Annotated in this window: 12 protein-coding genes; 5 read left to right on the top strand and 7 right to left on the bottom strand. The window is 46.1% G+C overall.

The annotated features are described in order from the left end of the window. The first annotated feature begins 76 nt into the window (after positions 1-76). A complete protein-coding gene (panC, locus tag FHS86_RS12975) occupies positions 77-919 on the top strand; it encodes a pantoate--beta-alanine ligase (RefSeq protein ID WP_429414279.1) in 843 nt (280 codons plus the stop codon). Between the two features lie 2 nt (positions 920-921). Then, the gene (gene panD / locus FHS86_RS12980) at positions 922-1,272 is read left to right on the top strand and encodes an aspartate 1-decarboxylase (RefSeq protein ID WP_429414282.1); all 351 of its coding nucleotides are present in this window, start codon (positions 922-924) and stop codon (positions 1,270-1,272) included. 59 nt (positions 1,273-1,331) lie between these two features. Here panD and FHS86_RS12985 read toward each other — a convergent pair whose 3' ends face one another. After that, a complete protein-coding gene (locus tag FHS86_RS12985) occupies positions 1,332-4,202 on the bottom strand; it encodes a PGAP1-like alpha/beta domain-containing protein (RefSeq protein WP_429414285.1) in 2,871 nt (956 codons plus the stop codon). Between the two features lie 165 nt (positions 4,203-4,367). Here FHS86_RS12985 and radA point away from each other — a divergent pair, with 165 nt between their 5' ends. From radA to FHS86_RS13000, 3 genes are all read left to right on the top strand, one after another. Next, positions 4,368-5,735: a DNA repair protein RadA gene (radA, locus tag FHS86_RS12990; protein ID WP_429414288.1), complete on the top strand. Its 1,368-nt coding sequence runs from the start codon at positions 4,368-4,370 to the stop codon at positions 5,733-5,735. 10 nt (positions 5,736-5,745) lie between these two features. Next, positions 5,746-6,111, top strand: coding sequence for a DUF4296 domain-containing protein (locus FHS86_RS12995; RefSeq protein WP_429414291.1), 366 nt, complete (start codon positions 5,746-5,748; stop codon positions 6,109-6,111). Positions 6,112-6,189: 78 nt separating this feature from the next. Beyond that, positions 6,190-6,972, top strand: coding sequence for a radical SAM protein (locus FHS86_RS13000; protein WP_429414294.1), 783 nt, complete (start codon positions 6,190-6,192; stop codon positions 6,970-6,972). On the opposite strand, the gene FHS86_RS13005 is transcribed toward FHS86_RS13000, so the two are convergent. The 6 genes from FHS86_RS13005 to FHS86_RS13030 form a co-directional block, all read right to left on the bottom strand. Next, positions 6,973-8,934 carry a glycoside hydrolase family 31 protein gene (locus FHS86_RS13005; RefSeq protein WP_429414297.1) on the bottom strand — a complete coding sequence of 654 codons (1,962 nt, stop codon included), beginning with the start codon at positions 8,932-8,934 and terminating at the stop codon, positions 6,973-6,975. Positions 8,935-9,110: 176 nt separating this feature from the next. Continuing rightward, a complete protein-coding gene (locus FHS86_RS13010; RefSeq protein WP_429414300.1) occupies positions 9,111-10,511 on the bottom strand; it encodes an alpha-amylase family glycosyl hydrolase in 1,401 nt (466 codons plus the stop codon). 3 nt (positions 10,512-10,514) lie between these two features. Continuing rightward, positions 10,515-12,356 (bottom strand): glycoside hydrolase family 13 protein, encoded by a 1,842-nt coding sequence (locus tag FHS86_RS13015; RefSeq protein WP_429414303.1) that lies wholly within the window; start codon positions 12,354-12,356, stop codon positions 10,515-10,517. Positions 12,357-12,365: 9 nt separating this feature from the next. Then, positions 12,366-14,669, bottom strand: coding sequence for a glycoside hydrolase family 65 protein (locus FHS86_RS13020; RefSeq protein ID WP_429414306.1), 2,304 nt, complete (start codon positions 14,667-14,669; stop codon positions 12,366-12,368). Between the two features lie 133 nt (positions 14,670-14,802). Continuing rightward, complete coding sequence (pgmB, locus tag FHS86_RS13025; protein ID WP_429414309.1) at positions 14,803-15,450, bottom strand: beta-phosphoglucomutase; 648 nt, start codon at positions 15,448-15,450, stop codon at positions 14,803-14,805. Between the two features lie 2 nt (positions 15,451-15,452). Beyond that, on the bottom strand, positions 15,453-16,973 hold the full coding sequence (locus FHS86_RS13030; protein ID WP_429414312.1) for an MFS transporter: 1,521 nt from the start codon (positions 16,971-16,973) through the stop codon (positions 15,453-15,455). Positions 16,974-17,082: the final 109 nt, after the last annotated feature.

Genomic DNA, 17,082 nt, shown 5'->3' on the forward strand with positions numbered 1-17,082 from the left:
GCCGGAGTCAAAAGATTGCTTTAGGCCTGTTTTATTACTGATTAATTTATTTACTTTGCACTCTAATAATAATTGAATGGAGTTAGTACACACAGTTGCCGGATTAAAAGCGGTGCTTGAACTTCGGAAAAAGCAGGGCGATTTGATTGGCTTTGTACCCACTATGGGAGCTTTGCACGAAGGGCATCTTCAGCTGGTGCGTGAGGCGGGTGAACAAAGCGATTACGTGGTGGTAAGCATCTTTGTGAATCCTACCCAGTTCAACGACAAGGACGATCTGAAGCGTTACCCCAGAAATCTGGAAACAGATATGGCCTTGCTGAAGAAGGTGCCCTGTAGTTTGGTGTTTGCACCATCGGTTGAAGAAATATACCCGGAGGAAGATAAGAGAGTTTTTGACTTTGGAAAAATAGGGGAAGTAATGGAAGGAAAACACCGGCCGGGGCATTTTAATGGTGTGGCGCAGGTGGTGAGTAAGTTGTTTGCCATGGTTGAACCCCATAAAGCTTTTTTTGGACTGAAAGATTTTCAGCAGTTGGCCATTGTGAAAAAGATGGTGCAACAACTGAAAATGAATGTTGAAATAGTGCCCTGTAACATTGTTCGTGAGCCCGATGGACTTGCAATGAGCTCACGTAACAGTTTGTTAAAACCTGAAGAAAGAACCAATGCGGCACTTATTTCAAAGACTTTGTTTGAAGCACTTGATAAGGCGAATGAGCTAACGGTGGAGGCATTGAAAGCATGGGTCATCAAAACCATTGATGCCAACCCGTATCTCCGGACAGAATACTTTGAAATTGTTGATGATCGTGAACTCAGTGCCATCGGTAGTTGGGACGATCCGGTCAACAAAGTAGGCTGTATAGCTGTTCATTGTGGTAGCGTAAGATTGATAGATAACGTAACTTTTTCATAGGCATGTTGATTGAAGTTTGTAAATCGAAAATTCACAAAGTAAGGGTTACCGAAGCTAATTTACAGTATGTAGGTAGCATTACCATTGACGAAGACCTGATGGATGCAGCCAACCTGATCGAGAATGAAAAGGTACAGGTGGTGAACATTAACAATGGTGAACGTCTTGAAACGTATGTCATCAAGGGTGAGCGCCAAAGTGGAGTAATTTGCCTTAACGGACCTGCAGCCCGCAAAGTGGCTGTTGGTGATGTGGTCATAGTTATTTCGTATGCCTCGATGGATTTTGAAGAGGCAAAAAGCTTTAAGCCCGCTCTGGTGTTTCCCAATGTGGAAACTAATTCATTGATTTAGATTTAGACCACAAGAAATAAGCAATAAAAGAGAGAGAGACAGCCTGCTGCCTCTCTCTCTTATTGTATAATCAGCTTTTCGGTACGGACTTGTGTCTCCGTTCGTAGCTGAAGAAAATAAACTCCTTTTTGCTGAAACCGCTTGATAGAACTCACGTCGAACGGAAGCGTATGTCTGCCCTGTGTTAATTCCTCATCAATTATTGTCAGAATCAATTTTCCACCAGGCTGGTACAAGCCGATGATCACCCGTTCCTGCAGCGTGGAAACCGTGAACTCAATTTGTCCCTGATTGATCAATGGATTGGGGTAAACCAAAGGCCTTGCTTCGTAATTTTTGATAGGGTACTGAACTCCCGTCTTAAATTTTCGTGTTATTGTAAGCGACTGCTCAGTGCTTCCAAAATCGTTAAGTGCTGTTATGCTTATGTTTGCAGGAACATAATGCTCAAGATGTGTAAGATCGATGGTAGCAACAGTGTCGATACTTCCCAAAAGATTGATACTTTGAACCGGGCTTTCGTATTGACTCAGTGTGAGCTGGTAGCCATTGGCACCAACGGAGCGTTCCCAGCTGACTTCTGTTAGGTCTGCTTCAAGTGAATCGCCGTTTGTAGGCGAAATAATGCTGAAAACTTCGGGTGCAACCTGTGCTGATGAAAAGGAAAGGCGTTGAGGATAGGTGGTGACAGTATCACCCACCGAAGCCCATGCGGTGAGTACGTAGCTTTCTCCGGGAAGTAATTCATAATCGGGTGAGGTGGGAGTGCAGAAACTACTATCACGATGCTTTATCTCCCAAAGAAATTGATCAGGAGCTTGGTTGGTGGCAAGGGCAAAGTGATAAAAATCGGCACCGCCTTTCACACGGGCAGTAAAGCAGGGATAAAGCGGAACGTTTGCTTCATCGGCCGAGGGGGCAATTATTTCAGTCTGCCGGTTGATTCTGAAAGTATAATCAGCGTATTGCTCAATCAAGATCTCGTCTTTCGATTTTCCTGCCCGGGCCAGCAAATAAAATTGATCACCATAGAGTTTGGGAACATACCAACGGGATGCTTTACTTAATTCGTAACGGGGCACAAAGACTTCAGTATCGATGTAGGCCACTTTGTTTTTTAAACTATCACACAGCCAGAATTCTACATATTTTATTTCTCCCGTCACGTTCCAGCTAATGTTGGAAAGCTGGTCCCACAATAGTTTTTCACCTTCAATTCCAAAGACATCCACCGGATTGCTTTCGGGGCTCTTTAAGGTGAATGAAGGCTCGCCCAGCACATGAAATGCTGTTGAGCTGAACTGGTAAGCAACGCCGGTGGCATAAAAGCTGTCATCAACAAGCAATTCGATATCGATGTAGACTTCGTTGCTGGGAAGCAGCGCTGTGTCTGGAGCCCATTTCAGGGCATTGTTTCCCTGTTCAAGCCTGTAGTGGTCTGCAATAAGCAGGGTGTCGTTATTCATGGCATCACGGTAGCTGATGCGTACTTCATCTGCAATTCCTTCGTATTCCCATTCGATCTTGTTGATTTGATCGTAAACAAAATATTGATTGTTTATGGGGTGAGTGAAGGCAACAGCATTGTGGAAGAGGGTGAAAGGAGTCGGAGCAATGCTCTTTTCATTTTCATATTCAGCATTGGTAATTTTAATCAGGCAGTTTTTAGCATTCACTGCAGGTGGCTGCCAAAGGTAGCTTTCCGAAGCAGCATCGATCTGTTCGGCTAGCAGCTGGTAATTCACCCCTCCGTCGGACGAGAAATACAGATTCACCTTGCTTACGCTTGAAGGAGCCTTCCAGCTAATGGTATAGGCTTTGGTGTTCTCGAGGTACAGCGTGGCTGCTGCGGGCCAGGTGAGTTGAAGAGGAAAGAGTGTCGAAAGGTCGCTTTTTATGGGATCGAATAGTTCGCTTTTGTTTTCTTTTCCCCTGATAATATCAGCATGGTTGTAGTTGTCGAAGTGACGCAGAAGCAATACCTCGTGCCCGTCGAAAGCCGCACTTTTTAAGGGGACAATTCCGTCGTTCTCCAACGAAAACCCACTTTTGATGATGTAAGCTCCCAGTTGGTATTGTTCTTCAAGGGTTGAAGCACCGAAGGGATTGTTCTCTCCTTCGATTGAAGCGGTATAGCAAATGGTTCGTTCGTCGAAACGGGTATGGAGGTTCAGGGCTTCGAGCCACTGGTTTTTTTCGTCGGGGTAGCTTGAATAATCAAGCAGCTGATCATAGTTATCCCATCTCAGGTCGCTACGATTGACCTGTTGATAGGTCGTTTCGCTAAACACAAGCGATTCGAGCATGCTCAAGTAAACCTGTAAAAGGAAGTCGACTTTGGCATCACGTGCCGGTCCGTTGGCCATGGGAGAGCCGTGGTGGGGCGTGCCGAGAGTAATCAGCCGGTCAACCAGCAGACCGCAAGCTTCGCCCTGCATGCTTCCTTCGGTAAATACCTGTTCATTCATGTACGAGCGGGCCACGAGGCCGCCCATGCTGTGTGCAATGATGACAATTTTCTGCTCGTTAAATCCTTCTGCTTCAACTTTTGCACGTAAAAGTGCCGATAGTTCGTTAACTGAAACGGCATTCGACCAGTACTTCACGTAGTAGGGCTTAAATGAAGCCCGCAGTGTGGCATCGTTAAGCAGGTATTGTTTAAAGTGATCCCAGTAGCCTCCGCCGGGAGGAGCAGGACGTCCGTCAAAACTCCAGCCGTGGATCAGCAACAAGGGTTTACGGCCTTCGGACGATAATTCAGGAGCCACATCTTCGATGTAAAGCAGGCTGTCGGCTGCAAGCAGTGATGCAATACTGACCGATTCGCTTACAGTGCCTTGTGTACTGTTTCCCCATGCCTTCGGGCCAAGGCACGTAATAAACAGCAGCGTAATAATGAGCTGTATATATTTAACTGATGAGGTATTCATAAATTGTATTTGTGACTAAATTAGAAAAATGTATGAAGTTTTGGGAATAAAGGCAGTTAATAATTTATTGAAGCTTTTACCCTGTAGTGGAAACATCGATCATTTTTCGACAATATTTCAATGGAGAGCCTGACACTTTAGCTCACAAAATGTATCTTTGAATTCATGGCTAAAACAAAAACAATATATGTTTGTCAGCACTGCGGTGTTACCAGTCCCAAGTGGGCTGGCCGGTGCAATTCATGCGGGGAATGGAATTCGATTGTGGAAGAAATTGAGGTGGTAGGCAAAAATAAAAATCTGGCTACCATGGTTTCGCGTCATCTCGAAAAACCCTTAACACTTGGAGAGATAGAAACCGGAAAGATGGAGCGTTTTTCAACGGCCAACCGGGAATTCGACCGCGTGCTGGGCGGGGGCCTGGTGCCGGGAGCCATGGTTTTGCTTGGTGGAGAGCCAGGCATCGGTAAGTCGACACTGGCATTGCAGGTGGCATTGACCATCAGGGAAAAACTAGTGCTATATATTTCGGGTGAAGAAAGTCTCGAACAGATCAAACTGCGCTCTACCCGGCTGGAAGGTGCCAACCAAAGTTGTCTGTTTCTGAGTGAAACCTCGCTTGAGAATATTCTTGTTCAAATTGACCAGGTTCGACCCGATGTGCTGGTGATTGATTCGATTCAAACCGTAAGTACCGAACTGATAGAGTCGAGTGCAGGCAGTGTTTCTCAAATAAGAGAGTGTACTGCGGGGATTATGAAGAAGGCAAAAGCCCAATCGATTCCGGTTATTTTAATTGGTCATATCAACAAGGAGGGAAGTATTGCCGGGCCGAAGGTGCTCGAGCATGTGGTGGATACGGTGTTGCAGTTTGAAGGCGACCGCAATTTTATGTACCGTATTTTAAGAGCCAGCAAAAACCGTTTCGGAGCGACCAGTGAGATGGGCATTTTTGAAATGGGACAGAACGGCTTGCGTGAAGTGAGTAATCCTTCGGAGCTGCTGATTAATGCCGAACATCAGGGACTGAGCGGGACGGCTGTGGCGGCGGCCATCGAAGGGGTACGTCCTTTTCTGATCGAAGTGCAGGCCCTGGTGAGCTCAGCAGCTTATGGAAATCCACAGCGATCGGCCACCGGTTTCGATCTGCGACGCATGAACATGTTGCTTGCCGTACTTGAACGCAGGGCCGGATTTAAACTGCAAACGAAAGATGTATTTCTGAATATCGCCGGCGGCATCCGTGTTGTTGATCCGGCCATCGATCTGGCCATGATCTGTTCGGTATTGTCGTCGAATTTTGATCTGGCAGTTAGTGCGGGTACCTGCTTTGCTGGCGAAGTAGGGCTTACCGGTGAAGTAAGACCGGTTAGCAGGGTGGAGCAACGTATAGGTGAAGCCGCGAAACTGGGCTTCGACGAAATATACATCCCTTTTGCCAACAAAGGAATCGATCCGAAGAAATACGAAATTACCATCCACCGCGTTAAGAATGTTAGCGAAACGCTTCGTAAGCTCTTTCGAAACCCGTAATTTTACCGGCATGAATTCGAGTAGAAAATTGATTCTTTTGTTTGCCTTTGCACTGAGCCTTTTATCGTGCAAGCGGGATCCTGTTCCGCGCGATGCGATTGACCGGGAGCTGTTTGTTGCCGTTCTTATTGATGTGCATCTTTCGGAGGCCATTTACCGCGACCGTACCCGGATCAAGCTGGACAGTATTACTTCGCCTGAATTGTATCTGGCTGTTCTGAAGAAACACGGAGTAAGCGAGGAACAAATGCTTACCACCACACTGTACTATTCGCGTAATCAAAAGGAATATGATAAAATATTTGGTGATGTACTGAGTGGAATCAGTTTGTTGATGGAAGAAAAAAAGGGTGAAGAAAAAGTAATCATCAACTGAAAAGCCCTCGTATTGTTAAATCTGAAATTTTCTTTCCACCTCAATTGATCACCTATTTATAACTTTGCGTGAAAAACCATGGCCACTTTTCTTTTTGATCAAACTGTTTTTGGTCCGGTTAACAGCCGGCGACTGGGAGTTTCTCTGGGTATTAATCTTTTGCCCAACGACAGCAAGCTTTGTTCTTTCGATTGTATTTACTGCGAATGTGGCTGGAATCCCGACCGCAAAAAGGTAAAGGCCCGACTACCTGAACAAAAGGAGGTTTACCAGCAGCTTGAAGACCGATTGAGCGACATGTTGCAAAAGGGCGTTCTACCCGATGTGATTACTTTTGCCGGGAACGGTGAACCGACCATGCATCCACAGTTTGCAGCCATCATTGACGATACCATCGCCCTTAGAAACCAGCTGGCTCCGAAAGCACGAATCGCTGTTCTTTCCAATTCGACCATGTTGTTTAAACCGGCTGTTGTCGAAGCCCTGAAAAAGGTCGATGATAACATTCTGAAGCTCGACTCGGCCATTCCCGAAACAGTGGAGCTAATGAATTGTCCGGTTGGCCATTTCAGCCTTGAAAAAACGATCGAGGCACTTGCAGCCTTTGAAGGACAGCTGATTATTCAAACCCTGTTTTTAAAGGGGGAGTTCAAAGGACAAACATTCGACAATACCACGGATACCGAGCTGGCTGCCTGGATCGAAAGCTTAAAATTTATCGGACCACAAAAGGTAATGATATATACCATTGCCCGCGATACACCGCTTGAAACCCTTGAAAAGGTTGATGAAAAGACCTTGCAGGCTATCGCCCGAAAAGTGGAGCAGGAAACCGGCATTCCGGTGGAAGTTTCCGGCTGATTATTCAAATTTCACCTTCACCTTTTTGCCTTTGTAAGCCACTTCCTGGTACTTGTCAGCCGGATTGGTTCCAATTCCGTTTGTTTCATCAACCCACACAATTCTGAAATTTTGTGTAGCCGGCATGCCGGGGAACTCGCCTTCAAGTGCTTCGATGGTCAGTGTTGTTTTCTTTTCGTCGTAGTTAAAGGCAATATAAGTATGCGCGCCGTTGAGATAATCCTTGTTGGTCCCTTCGTCGTTATAAAGGACAAAAGCTCCATCGGCTCCACGGTAGATGCGAATTTCGATCAACGATTCATCTCCTTCATTTCCGCTTAATTGCATGGGAATCACTGCTCCGGCTTTTACCATTAAGGGAAGTGACTTGATGCCAGGCTGGCGTTGAATGGTTTTTCCTCCATCCAGCTTTTCACCTGTAAAGAAATCGTACCAGGGAGTTCCTTCCGGAAGGAGCACCTGTTGTTGTGTGGCATCCGGGCTGCTGATGGTAACGGGCATCAGGTATTTTCCAAGAAGGTATTGATTACTGATTGAATGCAAGCGTTCCTGATCGGGATAATCGAATAAAAGGGAGCGCATAATGCTTTTGTTATTGAGCACAGCATCGGCTGCAAGCGAATAATAATAGGGAAGTAACTGTTTTCTCAACAGAAGGGTTGACTCAAAAGCTTCCTTCTGTTCATCGCTGGCATTGAGCAGGCTTTCGAGTACTCCCGATACGGCTGGTCCCTGAAATACGGGAGTAAACGAGGCAAACTGAAACCAACGGAGCAGTAATTCGTTATAGCCGTCGTTGCTTAGCTCATGTTGGCCGTTTCCACCGATTGTTGTACTCCAGTGAGGCTGCCCGCTTAAGGAAGCTGTAATGCCACATTGCACTTGGTTTTGAAGGCTTTCCCAGCTGCATTTTACCATTCCTGCGGTACTGAAACTGCCGTACTGCTGTATGCCAGGGAGGTTGATATGGGTTGCAACAGCCACCCTTGTATTGCCGTTTTTTTCAACTGCCGAGAATTCATCCCTCAGGGCATGAAAAGCCCGGGCATTTTCATGGATTTCATTTCCTGCTTGTGTGTTGATTTGCATTTCTTTTCGGTGCAGATCAGTATTTGCACTTTCCTCTGCCACATTTATGTTTTTGCTTTTCAGCAGGCCGATGGCTTGTTTTAAATCTTGTTCCGAAGCATAAGCCATTGGGTTGAGGTGAAAATTATAGGCCCATTGAGGCAGCAGTTTAGCTTTGCCGGTGATGTTCCTGATTTCATTGATGATTTGGTCAAACTGTGGTCCCGAAATCATAAAGAAACTGATTTCGTCGGCAAGCTCCGAGCTGATCTTCAGGGCTGCCGGAGTATCTTCAAAACGGGTAGCCGAGAAATTATCCCAGATAAGTGCATAGCCTTTTTCGGAGAAAAAAACAGGGTTTGCCACATCGCTTTCATTCTGAACAAGGTCGAAAGACTGATCTCTTAAGTTAAAGTGAGGCTTTCCGCAGTTTTGTCCAAAACCGTATACATGTTCCTTGCGGCTAAGAAAGAAACTTTGCGAAACCCTGAACATGCCTTCGTGGCTTTCCGATGGCTCGTAGCTGCGATCCGATTCGACCAGCAGTTTTCGTCCATCACGGCTCATCAGCCGTATCAGTCCGCTTTCCTCAATTACGATGTACAGGTCGCTGGTGGTTATTTCGATGTCGTTTTGTGAGTAGGCAACCTTGAACTTAATTTCTCCTGCAAAAGGCTGCCCGAACAGCAGTGACTGATCCTTAAATTCCTCGTTCATGGTGCTAACCACCCTGGCCGTATTGTTCGACCATAACTCGACCTTGAGCAGTTTTGATTTAACGCCATAACCATCAAGGTTGACAATAACGTTGTTTCCTTCTACTTTATAGGCCGAACGGGCCATTAAAGCAGTAACAAGCAAGGTGAAAAATACTGTAAGCAATGACGTTCTCATCTTTTTCTCTTTCGTTAACATCTGTTTTACCCCTTAATACACAGCTATTTCTTGGGATATCATTTCCCCTTAAAGCGCCACACATTAACTATCACAAATTAAGGTAATTTTATGAAAAATAAAAAGCCCGTAACAGTCATGAAAGTTACGGGCTTTGTACCTGAAGTTATTCTTTACTATTTCCTGATCAGAATCATGAATTGCCATGGTTCCAGCTCCAACATGGTCTGATTGTTCAGTACCATTTCGTTGTCAGTAAGTGCATTTTTGTAAGTCCCGTCGACGGCAAGGGTCGCTACCATGTTACTTTGTTTTTCATCCGATAGGTTGAAAATAGCTACTACCATGTTATTGGCAGCTTTACGACTAAAAACAAGAAGATTATTTTTTTCGGTCATGGGATAAAAAGTAAGCGGCCCGCCTGCGCAACCATTCCATAGGGCCTGATTGTTTTGCTTTACATCGATGAGTTGAGCGTAAAAATCCTGTAGTGGAAGTTGACTCCAGTCAATTTCATCTTTCTCAAAAAACTCGAGACGTTTATTCAGACCGGCTTCCTGCCCGCTGTAAATAAGGGGCATTCCGGGTACCACAAACGACAGCGCAGCCATGGCTTGCACTGCTTCTCCCATGCGTTCGTATGCCGTACCATTCCAGCTGTTTTCGTCGTGATTGCTGGTGAATTGCATCATGTAGCTTCGGCTGGGATAACTCGAGTCGGCTGCTGCAAAATAAGCCATTATTTCATCGGCTTCTTTTTCGCCTTTTGCAATTTCATTCATCAGATGATGAAAACTCCAGCCATAATTTACATTGAAGGCCTTGTTCAGCAACTCTTTATTTCCTTCGTCTTCGGCCAGCATGTAAACCGGTTTGATCTGATCGAGTTCGGCACGGGCTTCGTTCCAGAAATCAGTGGGAACTTCACCGGCAACATCACAACGGTATCCATCGATGTCGGCTTCGGCTACCCAGAATTTAAGGGCATCGGTCATGGCAGCGCGCATTTCGGGAACATCGTAGTTCAAATCAGCAACATCCGACCAGTCGGGAACCGGAGGAATGATGTTTCCTGTCGAATCGGTGCTGTACCATTCGGGGTGTTCCTCAATCCAGTGGTGATCCCAGCCGGTGTGGTTGGCCACCCAGTCGAGAAGTACTTTGAAACCCATTTGGTGGGCCTTGTCAACCAAGTTTTTGAAATCGTCGATGGTTCCAAATTCCGGATTTACAGCTTTGTAATCGGCTACTGCATAGTACGATCCAAGTGTGCCTTTTCGGTTTTTCTCCGAGATGGGATGAATGGGCATGAACCACAATATTTCAACTCCAAGTTCCTGAAGCCTGGGTAAATGTTGCTCAAAAGCCTTGAACGTTCCTTCGGGAGTGTACTGCCTGATATTGACTTCGTAGATGGTTGCATCGTTCGACCAGGCAGGATGCATCGTTTCAGAGGCTGCTGCCAGGGTAGGATAATAGCAATCCGACTGCTCACTGTCTGTCTGGGTCTTGTTATTACACGACCAGACTGAGATAAGCAGGACGAAGACCAGGATGGTAAATTTCTTACTTTTCATGATTTATTTTTTTAATTCAATGATCATGGCACTGCGTGCCGGAACATTAATCGTTTCAAGTTGATTGATTTGTTTCCCGGTAATGATTTCCCTTCCGGAAGAATAGGGTGACATTATTTCGGTAAATCGGCTGGTGTTGATATTTTTTTCCTCTTCATTTTTACTGATGATCACCATCACTGCTTCCTCGTCGGTGTATCTGAAATAGGTATAAAAACCATCGAAGGGAACAAAATGCATGAAACTTCCATGATGAATCACCTTTTGGTTTTTACGCCAGTTCTGAATCTTGCTCAAATAATTTCTGACATCGGTCTGTTCTTTGCTTAGCCCTTTTCCGGTAAAGGCGTTCACCGGGTCGTTGTCCCAGCCTCCGGGGTAGTCGGCCCGAATGTTGCCATGATGATCTCCTTCGTGGGTCAGCAGCAATTCGGTTCCATAGTAAATCTGAGGTATACCCCGGCTTGTAAGATAGAAGGCAAGGCCCATTTTCAGCAAATCAACATCCTGGTTTACCTGCATGTAAAAACGCGACATGTCGTGATTGTCGGGAAATACGACGAGTTTACCTGCATCGGGATAGAGAAAATCGTTTGAAAGCGCTTCATATATTTCGATCAATCCCCGGTCCCAGGTTTCCTCGTTATTAAGCCCCCTGCTTACGGCGGCTTGTAGTGGAAAGTCCATCAAACTGGGCAGGTGGCATTGGTATCCGTCGGCATTGTGCTTTCCTTTTTGCCAGTATGAAACAATGGCAGGATTCAGACTCCATTCTTCTCCAACAATGTTGAAATTGGGATATTCGGCCAGTAAACGCCAGGTCCATTCGCTCATCATGTGTTTATCGGGGTAGGGCCAGGTATCCTGGCGTATGCCTTCGAGTCCGGCGTATTCGATCCACCAGATGCTGTTTTGAATCAGATAGTTTGCCATGTACGGGTTGCGCTGGTTGAGGTCGGGCATGGTGGGTACAAACCAGCCATCGGTCATGGCACGGGTGTCGTACTGTGAGGCATTGGGATCCTGATTCACCGTGCGTCGGTGGCTTGTAATTTCGTAAGACGGATAGTGATTGATCCAGTCGCTCATGGGCATGTCGTCCATCCACCAGTGTTCCGAACCACAATGATTGAAAATCATGTCCATGATCAGTTTCATGCCTCTTTTGTCGAGTTCATGATCGAGTTCCAGGTATTCTTCATTGGAGCCGTAGCGAGGATCGACCTTGTAAAAATCGGTGGTTGAATAGCCGTGGTACGAGGTACTGGTCATGTTGTTTTCGAGTACCGGGTTGAGCCATACAGCGGTAAAACCCAGTTGCTGCAGGTAATCGAGTGAATTGATGATTCCCCTGATGTCGCCGCCATGTCGGCCGTCGCGGTCGCTGCGATCAATTCCTTCCTTACACTGGGGCAGTTCGTCGTTCGAAACATCGCCATTGACAAAGCGGTCGGGTGTTATCAGGTAAATGACATCGCTGGTATTGAAGCCATCACGATGGGCTGATGCCGCATCGCGTGCTTTCAGTTCGTAGGGAACGGTGCTCATTATTTCCCCATCGGCTGTAAAATTGATTTGCAGGGTTCCGGCTTTTGTCTCCGGAGCAATGTTTAAATCGACAAACAGGTAGTTGGGATTTTCAACCCGTGTTACGGCAGTAACTGTGATGCCTTCATAATCGATTTGCGGATAGAGCTGTGAAATAGCTTCACCATGGATCATGAGCTGCAGTTCGGGATTTTGAAATCCTACCCACCACGATGGCGGTTCTACCCTGTTGACCGTGCCGGCCAGAATTGAAAGGCTGAGCAGCAGTCCTGCTATTGCACTTAATAGTTTCTTCATTCTATAGTATTAAACGGTTATTTTGCTTTTTGAATCGAGCAGGTATAATTGATCATAAACCATCAGTTCGAGCTTTGGTTCGGAAAGGTTCGAAACTTCTATGCCCTTGTGTGTCACACTGATTTTAAGGTGGGCATTGTGGAAGTTGATTTTAAAAGAATACGACTTCCAGCCCTCGGGTAAGATGGGTTTAAAAATTAGCTGATCATTGATGACGCGCATACCACCCAGACCATATACAAATGCCAGCCATGTTCCGCCCATGCTGGTAATGTGCAGTCCGTCGTCGGTGTCGTTGTTGATGTTGTCGAGATCGAGACGTGCAGTACGTAAGTAAAATTCATAGGCTTTTTCGGGCCGTCCGATGCTGGCTGCCAAAACCGAATGAACACATGAAGAAAGTGACGATTCATGCACTGTAAGCGGTTCATAGAAATCGAAGTGACGTGCGATAAAGTCCTTATCGTATTTTTCTTCGAACCAGAAAAGGCTTTGCAAGACATCGGCCTGCTTGATGTAGGGCGAACGTAAAATACGATCCCACGACCAGTGCTGATTAATGGGGCGTTCTTCCGGATTGATATCCGAAACCGGTTTCAGTTCCTTGTTGAGAAAGCCGTCCTGCTGGAGATAAATTTGACCTTGTTCGTCGTAGGGCAGGTACATTTTGTCGATTATCTCATTCCAGCGGGCTGTTTCCTTTTCTTCACCGAATTGATGCTTCCTGCAAAGTTCAGCATACATTTCGGGATGCTCATGTTTCATGAAAGCAATTACCTCCAACGTGTACTGCATGGTCCACAGAGCCATGTTATTGGTGTGGAAGTTGTTATCGACATTGTTTTCGTACTCGTTGGGACCGGTTACCCCCAGCATTACATACTTTCCGAGCGCTTGCGACCAGTTGACCCGTTGGCTCCAAAAACGTGAAATGGCCAATAATACTTCAAAACCGTAAGGTGCGAGGTAGCCTTTGTCGCCGGTATACCTGATGTAGTTGTAAATAGCATAGGCAATGGCACCATTCCGGTGTATTTCTTCAAAGGTAATTTCCCATTCGTTATGGCATTCTTCTCCGTTGATGGTCACCATGGGGTAGAGTGCTGCACCATCGATAAAGCCCAGTTTTTCGGCATTTTCGATGGCTTTTCCGAGGTGTTTGTAGCGGTATTTTAATAAATTGCGTGCTACGTCCTGCGAGGCGGTGGCCAGATAAAAGGGCAAACAATATGCTTCGGTATCCCAGTAGGTAGTACCACCGTATTTCTCACCGGTAAAGCCTTTAGGACCAATGTTGAGTCGTTCGTCATCGCCGGTATAAGTCTGGTTCAGCTGAAAAATGTTGAAACGAATACCCTGCTGGGCTGCAACATCTCCTTCGATATGGATGTCGCTGGTTTCCCATTTCCGGGCCCAGGCTTCGATGTGTTCTGTTAGCAAACGCTCAAAACCGATGTCGAAGGCCTCGTTTAAGAGCTCCTTCGATTTGCTTACCAGTTGTTTTTTGGGATAATATTCCGAGGAGGTGTTTACTCCATATTTGTGGAGCGTAAGTTGTTGGTATTGTTTGAGTTCAATGGTGAAGGTCGATTCGGCGTATTTTTCCTTCGATTCGTTTTCAATCTGAACAGCACGTTCCTTGCCATCGACCATTACATTGTATTTCATGCCCGAGCAGACCAGAAATTTGGTTTTACGCGTATGGGCCGACAGATAGGCTTCATTTCCTGAATTTTCGGCACTTTCGGCTACCCAGAATTTTTCATCGTAATTGGCATCCTCGTTCATGATGTCGAAATCGATGTAAGGTGTCACCGTGATACTGCCGCTGAAATTCAGTGGCTCGAGACAGTATTTAATTGTACCGATTTCAGGTTTTACGATGCTGAGGAAACGCAGCGAGCTGACTTTGACTTTCTTCCCGTTTTTAAAGGTGGCCACAAAGCTGCGGGCAAGGGTCCCTTCTTTCATGTTGAGTTCACGGCGAAAACTTTCAATGTTCATTTTGGCAAGGTCGAGGCTTTCGCCTTCAATATGGATGTTAATCCCAATCCAGTTGGCTGCATTGAGCACCTTGGCAAAATATTCGGGATAGCCGTTTTTCCACCAGCCTACGCGGGTTTTGTCGGGATAATACACTCCGGCAACATAATTACCCTGAAGTGACGAGCCGGAATATTTTTCTTCAAAATTTCCCCTGCCTCCCATGCGTCCGTTTCCAAGGCTGAATATGCTTTCCGAAACCCGGTTGTTTTCACGATGAAAACCCTCTTCAATTATTTTCCATTCGTCGTGTAACAGATATTGCTTCATTGTTTTGTTTTTAAAACCATCATCGGGATCCTGTTTTCTAAGTCAAACAGCTTGATCTCCCTGGCTCTGCGTAAGAACCAGTATTTTTTTGTACTGTGAATGCAGTACGCTTTGTAAGCATGTACATTCAGGCTTACAAAGATTTTAAATCATTCAGCGTAAAACGCTCAAAGCCATCGATGACCAGGTTGGCCCTATTCAACACTTTTGGATTTCCTATGCCAACACATTTCATTTTGCCATTGATGGCTGCTTCAATTCCTGCTTCAGCATCTTCGAAGACGACACATTCATGGGCTTCGACCCCCAGGGCGGTGGCTCCTTTAAGAAAAACTTCAGGATCGGGTTTTGCTTTATCTACCTTGTTCCCGTCGACGATGGCATCGAAAAAGGGAGTAAGCCTGAGTCGTTCCAGAATGAGTGGTGCATTTTTGCTGGCCGAACCAATGGCCGTTTTAATGCCGGCATTTTTAAGTTCGTCTAAAAATCGGAGCACTCCCGGCAATATTTCATCGGCTTGCATTTTCGAGATGAACGCCACATAGCGCTCATTCTTTCCCGCTGCCAATTTTTCTTTTTCTTCCTGGCTGATGCTTATCCCGCCAATTTCGAGCAGTAGGTCGAGTGAAGCCATACGACTAACTCCTTTTAGCTGCTCATTGTGTGCTTCGGTAAATTCAAAGCCCAGCTCCAACGCTAGTTCACGCCAGGCCAGGTAGTGGTATTTTGCAGTATCGACAATAACTCCGTCAAGATCGAATAAACAGGCTTTGATTTGCATTTTTAAATTTTTTCAGCGGCAGCCTCGTCTTTCACAAAGATGACCGTAAAAGCGGCAATGGCCATTGATGCTCCTCCAAAAACGAGGGCATAAATGGGCTGATTGCCAAATACATCTTTAACAAGAAAGCCAAGAATGGTAGCTGCCAGAATTTGTGGTATAACAATAAAAAAGTTGAATATGCCCATGTAGATTCCCATTTTATGGGCAGGTAATGAGCCGGTTAAAATGGCATAGGGCATCGACAGGATCGAAGCCCAGGCAATTCCAATTCCAATCATCGGAATCCATAGCAGTTCAATCGAATCGAATAGATAGATGGAAGCCAGGCCTGCAGCGCCCAGTAAAAGGCAAACGGCATGTGTGATCTTTCGGCTGGTATATTTGGCCATCACCGGCAGCAAAAAAGCCACCAGGGCAGCCACACCGCTGTAAAGTCCAAACAATACACCTACCCAGTCGGCACCGCGGTTAAATACTTCCGACTGTGTGTCGGTGGTATTCAAAATATGGCTGGTAACTGCACTGGTGGTATAAATCCACATGGCAAACAATCCAATCCAGGTAAAGAACTGTACAATGGCCAGTTGTTTCATGGTGACAGGCATTCTGAGCAGGTCGGAGAAAACCTCGACCAGCGCATTGTGTTCTTTGCCTCCTTTTCGCAATGAAACAGCCAGTAGCATCAACAATGCAAACAAGAGCAGGATGAAGCCCATGATGTACAATTCTTTTTCCAGTTTGAGGAAGTAGGTGAGCAGCACACTGACGGCTCCGATGATTCCAAATACAAGCGCGGTAGAATAAAAGGTTTTGCCTTTCACCGGCCGGTCGCTGTGCAATTTGTCGGCCGTTACTTCTTCAGCTGAGCGGGTCTCAAAAGCTTCGATTTCATCGGGTGAATACTCTTTGGTACTGATAATGGTCACCATAACCGCTGTAAAGAAAACCGCCCCTCCAATGTAGAAGGCCCATTTTACCGAGGGGGGTATTTCACCTGCCACTTCGGCTGTATTGGGAATATTGAACCAGTTGGTGAGAATGTAGGGCAGGGCCGAAGCCACTACTGCACCCAGACCAATGAAGAAACTTTGCATGGCAAAGCCCATGGTGCGCTGATCGTTGGGCAACATGTCGCCGACAAAGGCACGGAAGGGTTCCATCGAGATGTTGATGGAAGCGTCCATGATCCAGAGCATGCCAGCAGCAATCCATAAGGCAGGAGAGTTGGGCATCACAAACAAAGCCAGTGAAGCCATGATGGCTCCTGCCAGAAAGTAGGGTCGTCGCCGGCCCAGACGCGTCCAGGTTTTATCGCTGTAGTGTCCAATAATGGGTTGTACAATTAACCCGGTAATGGGCGCAGCAATCCACAGGATGGCCAGATTATCGATTTCAGCCCCCAGGGTCTGAAAAATACGGCTCACGTTGGCATTCTGGAGCGCAAAACCAAACTGGATTCCAAGGAACCCGAAGCTCATGTTCCAGATTTGCCAGAAACTGAGTCTGGGCTTCTTACTCATGATGATAATGTTTAATAAATAGTTAGTACTTAGCTTGCAGTATTCCTGCAAACCAGCATCGAAAGTGATTCTGAAAGATAAGTAAGCGTGGTATGAAAACCACTGCCTG

Origin of the sequence: Roseimarinus sediminis, from assembly GCF_050433125.1 — a bacterium.
In the GTDB taxonomy this organism is placed as follows: Bacteria; Bacteroidota; Bacteroidia; order Bacteroidales; family Prolixibacteraceae; genus Roseimarinus; species Roseimarinus sediminis.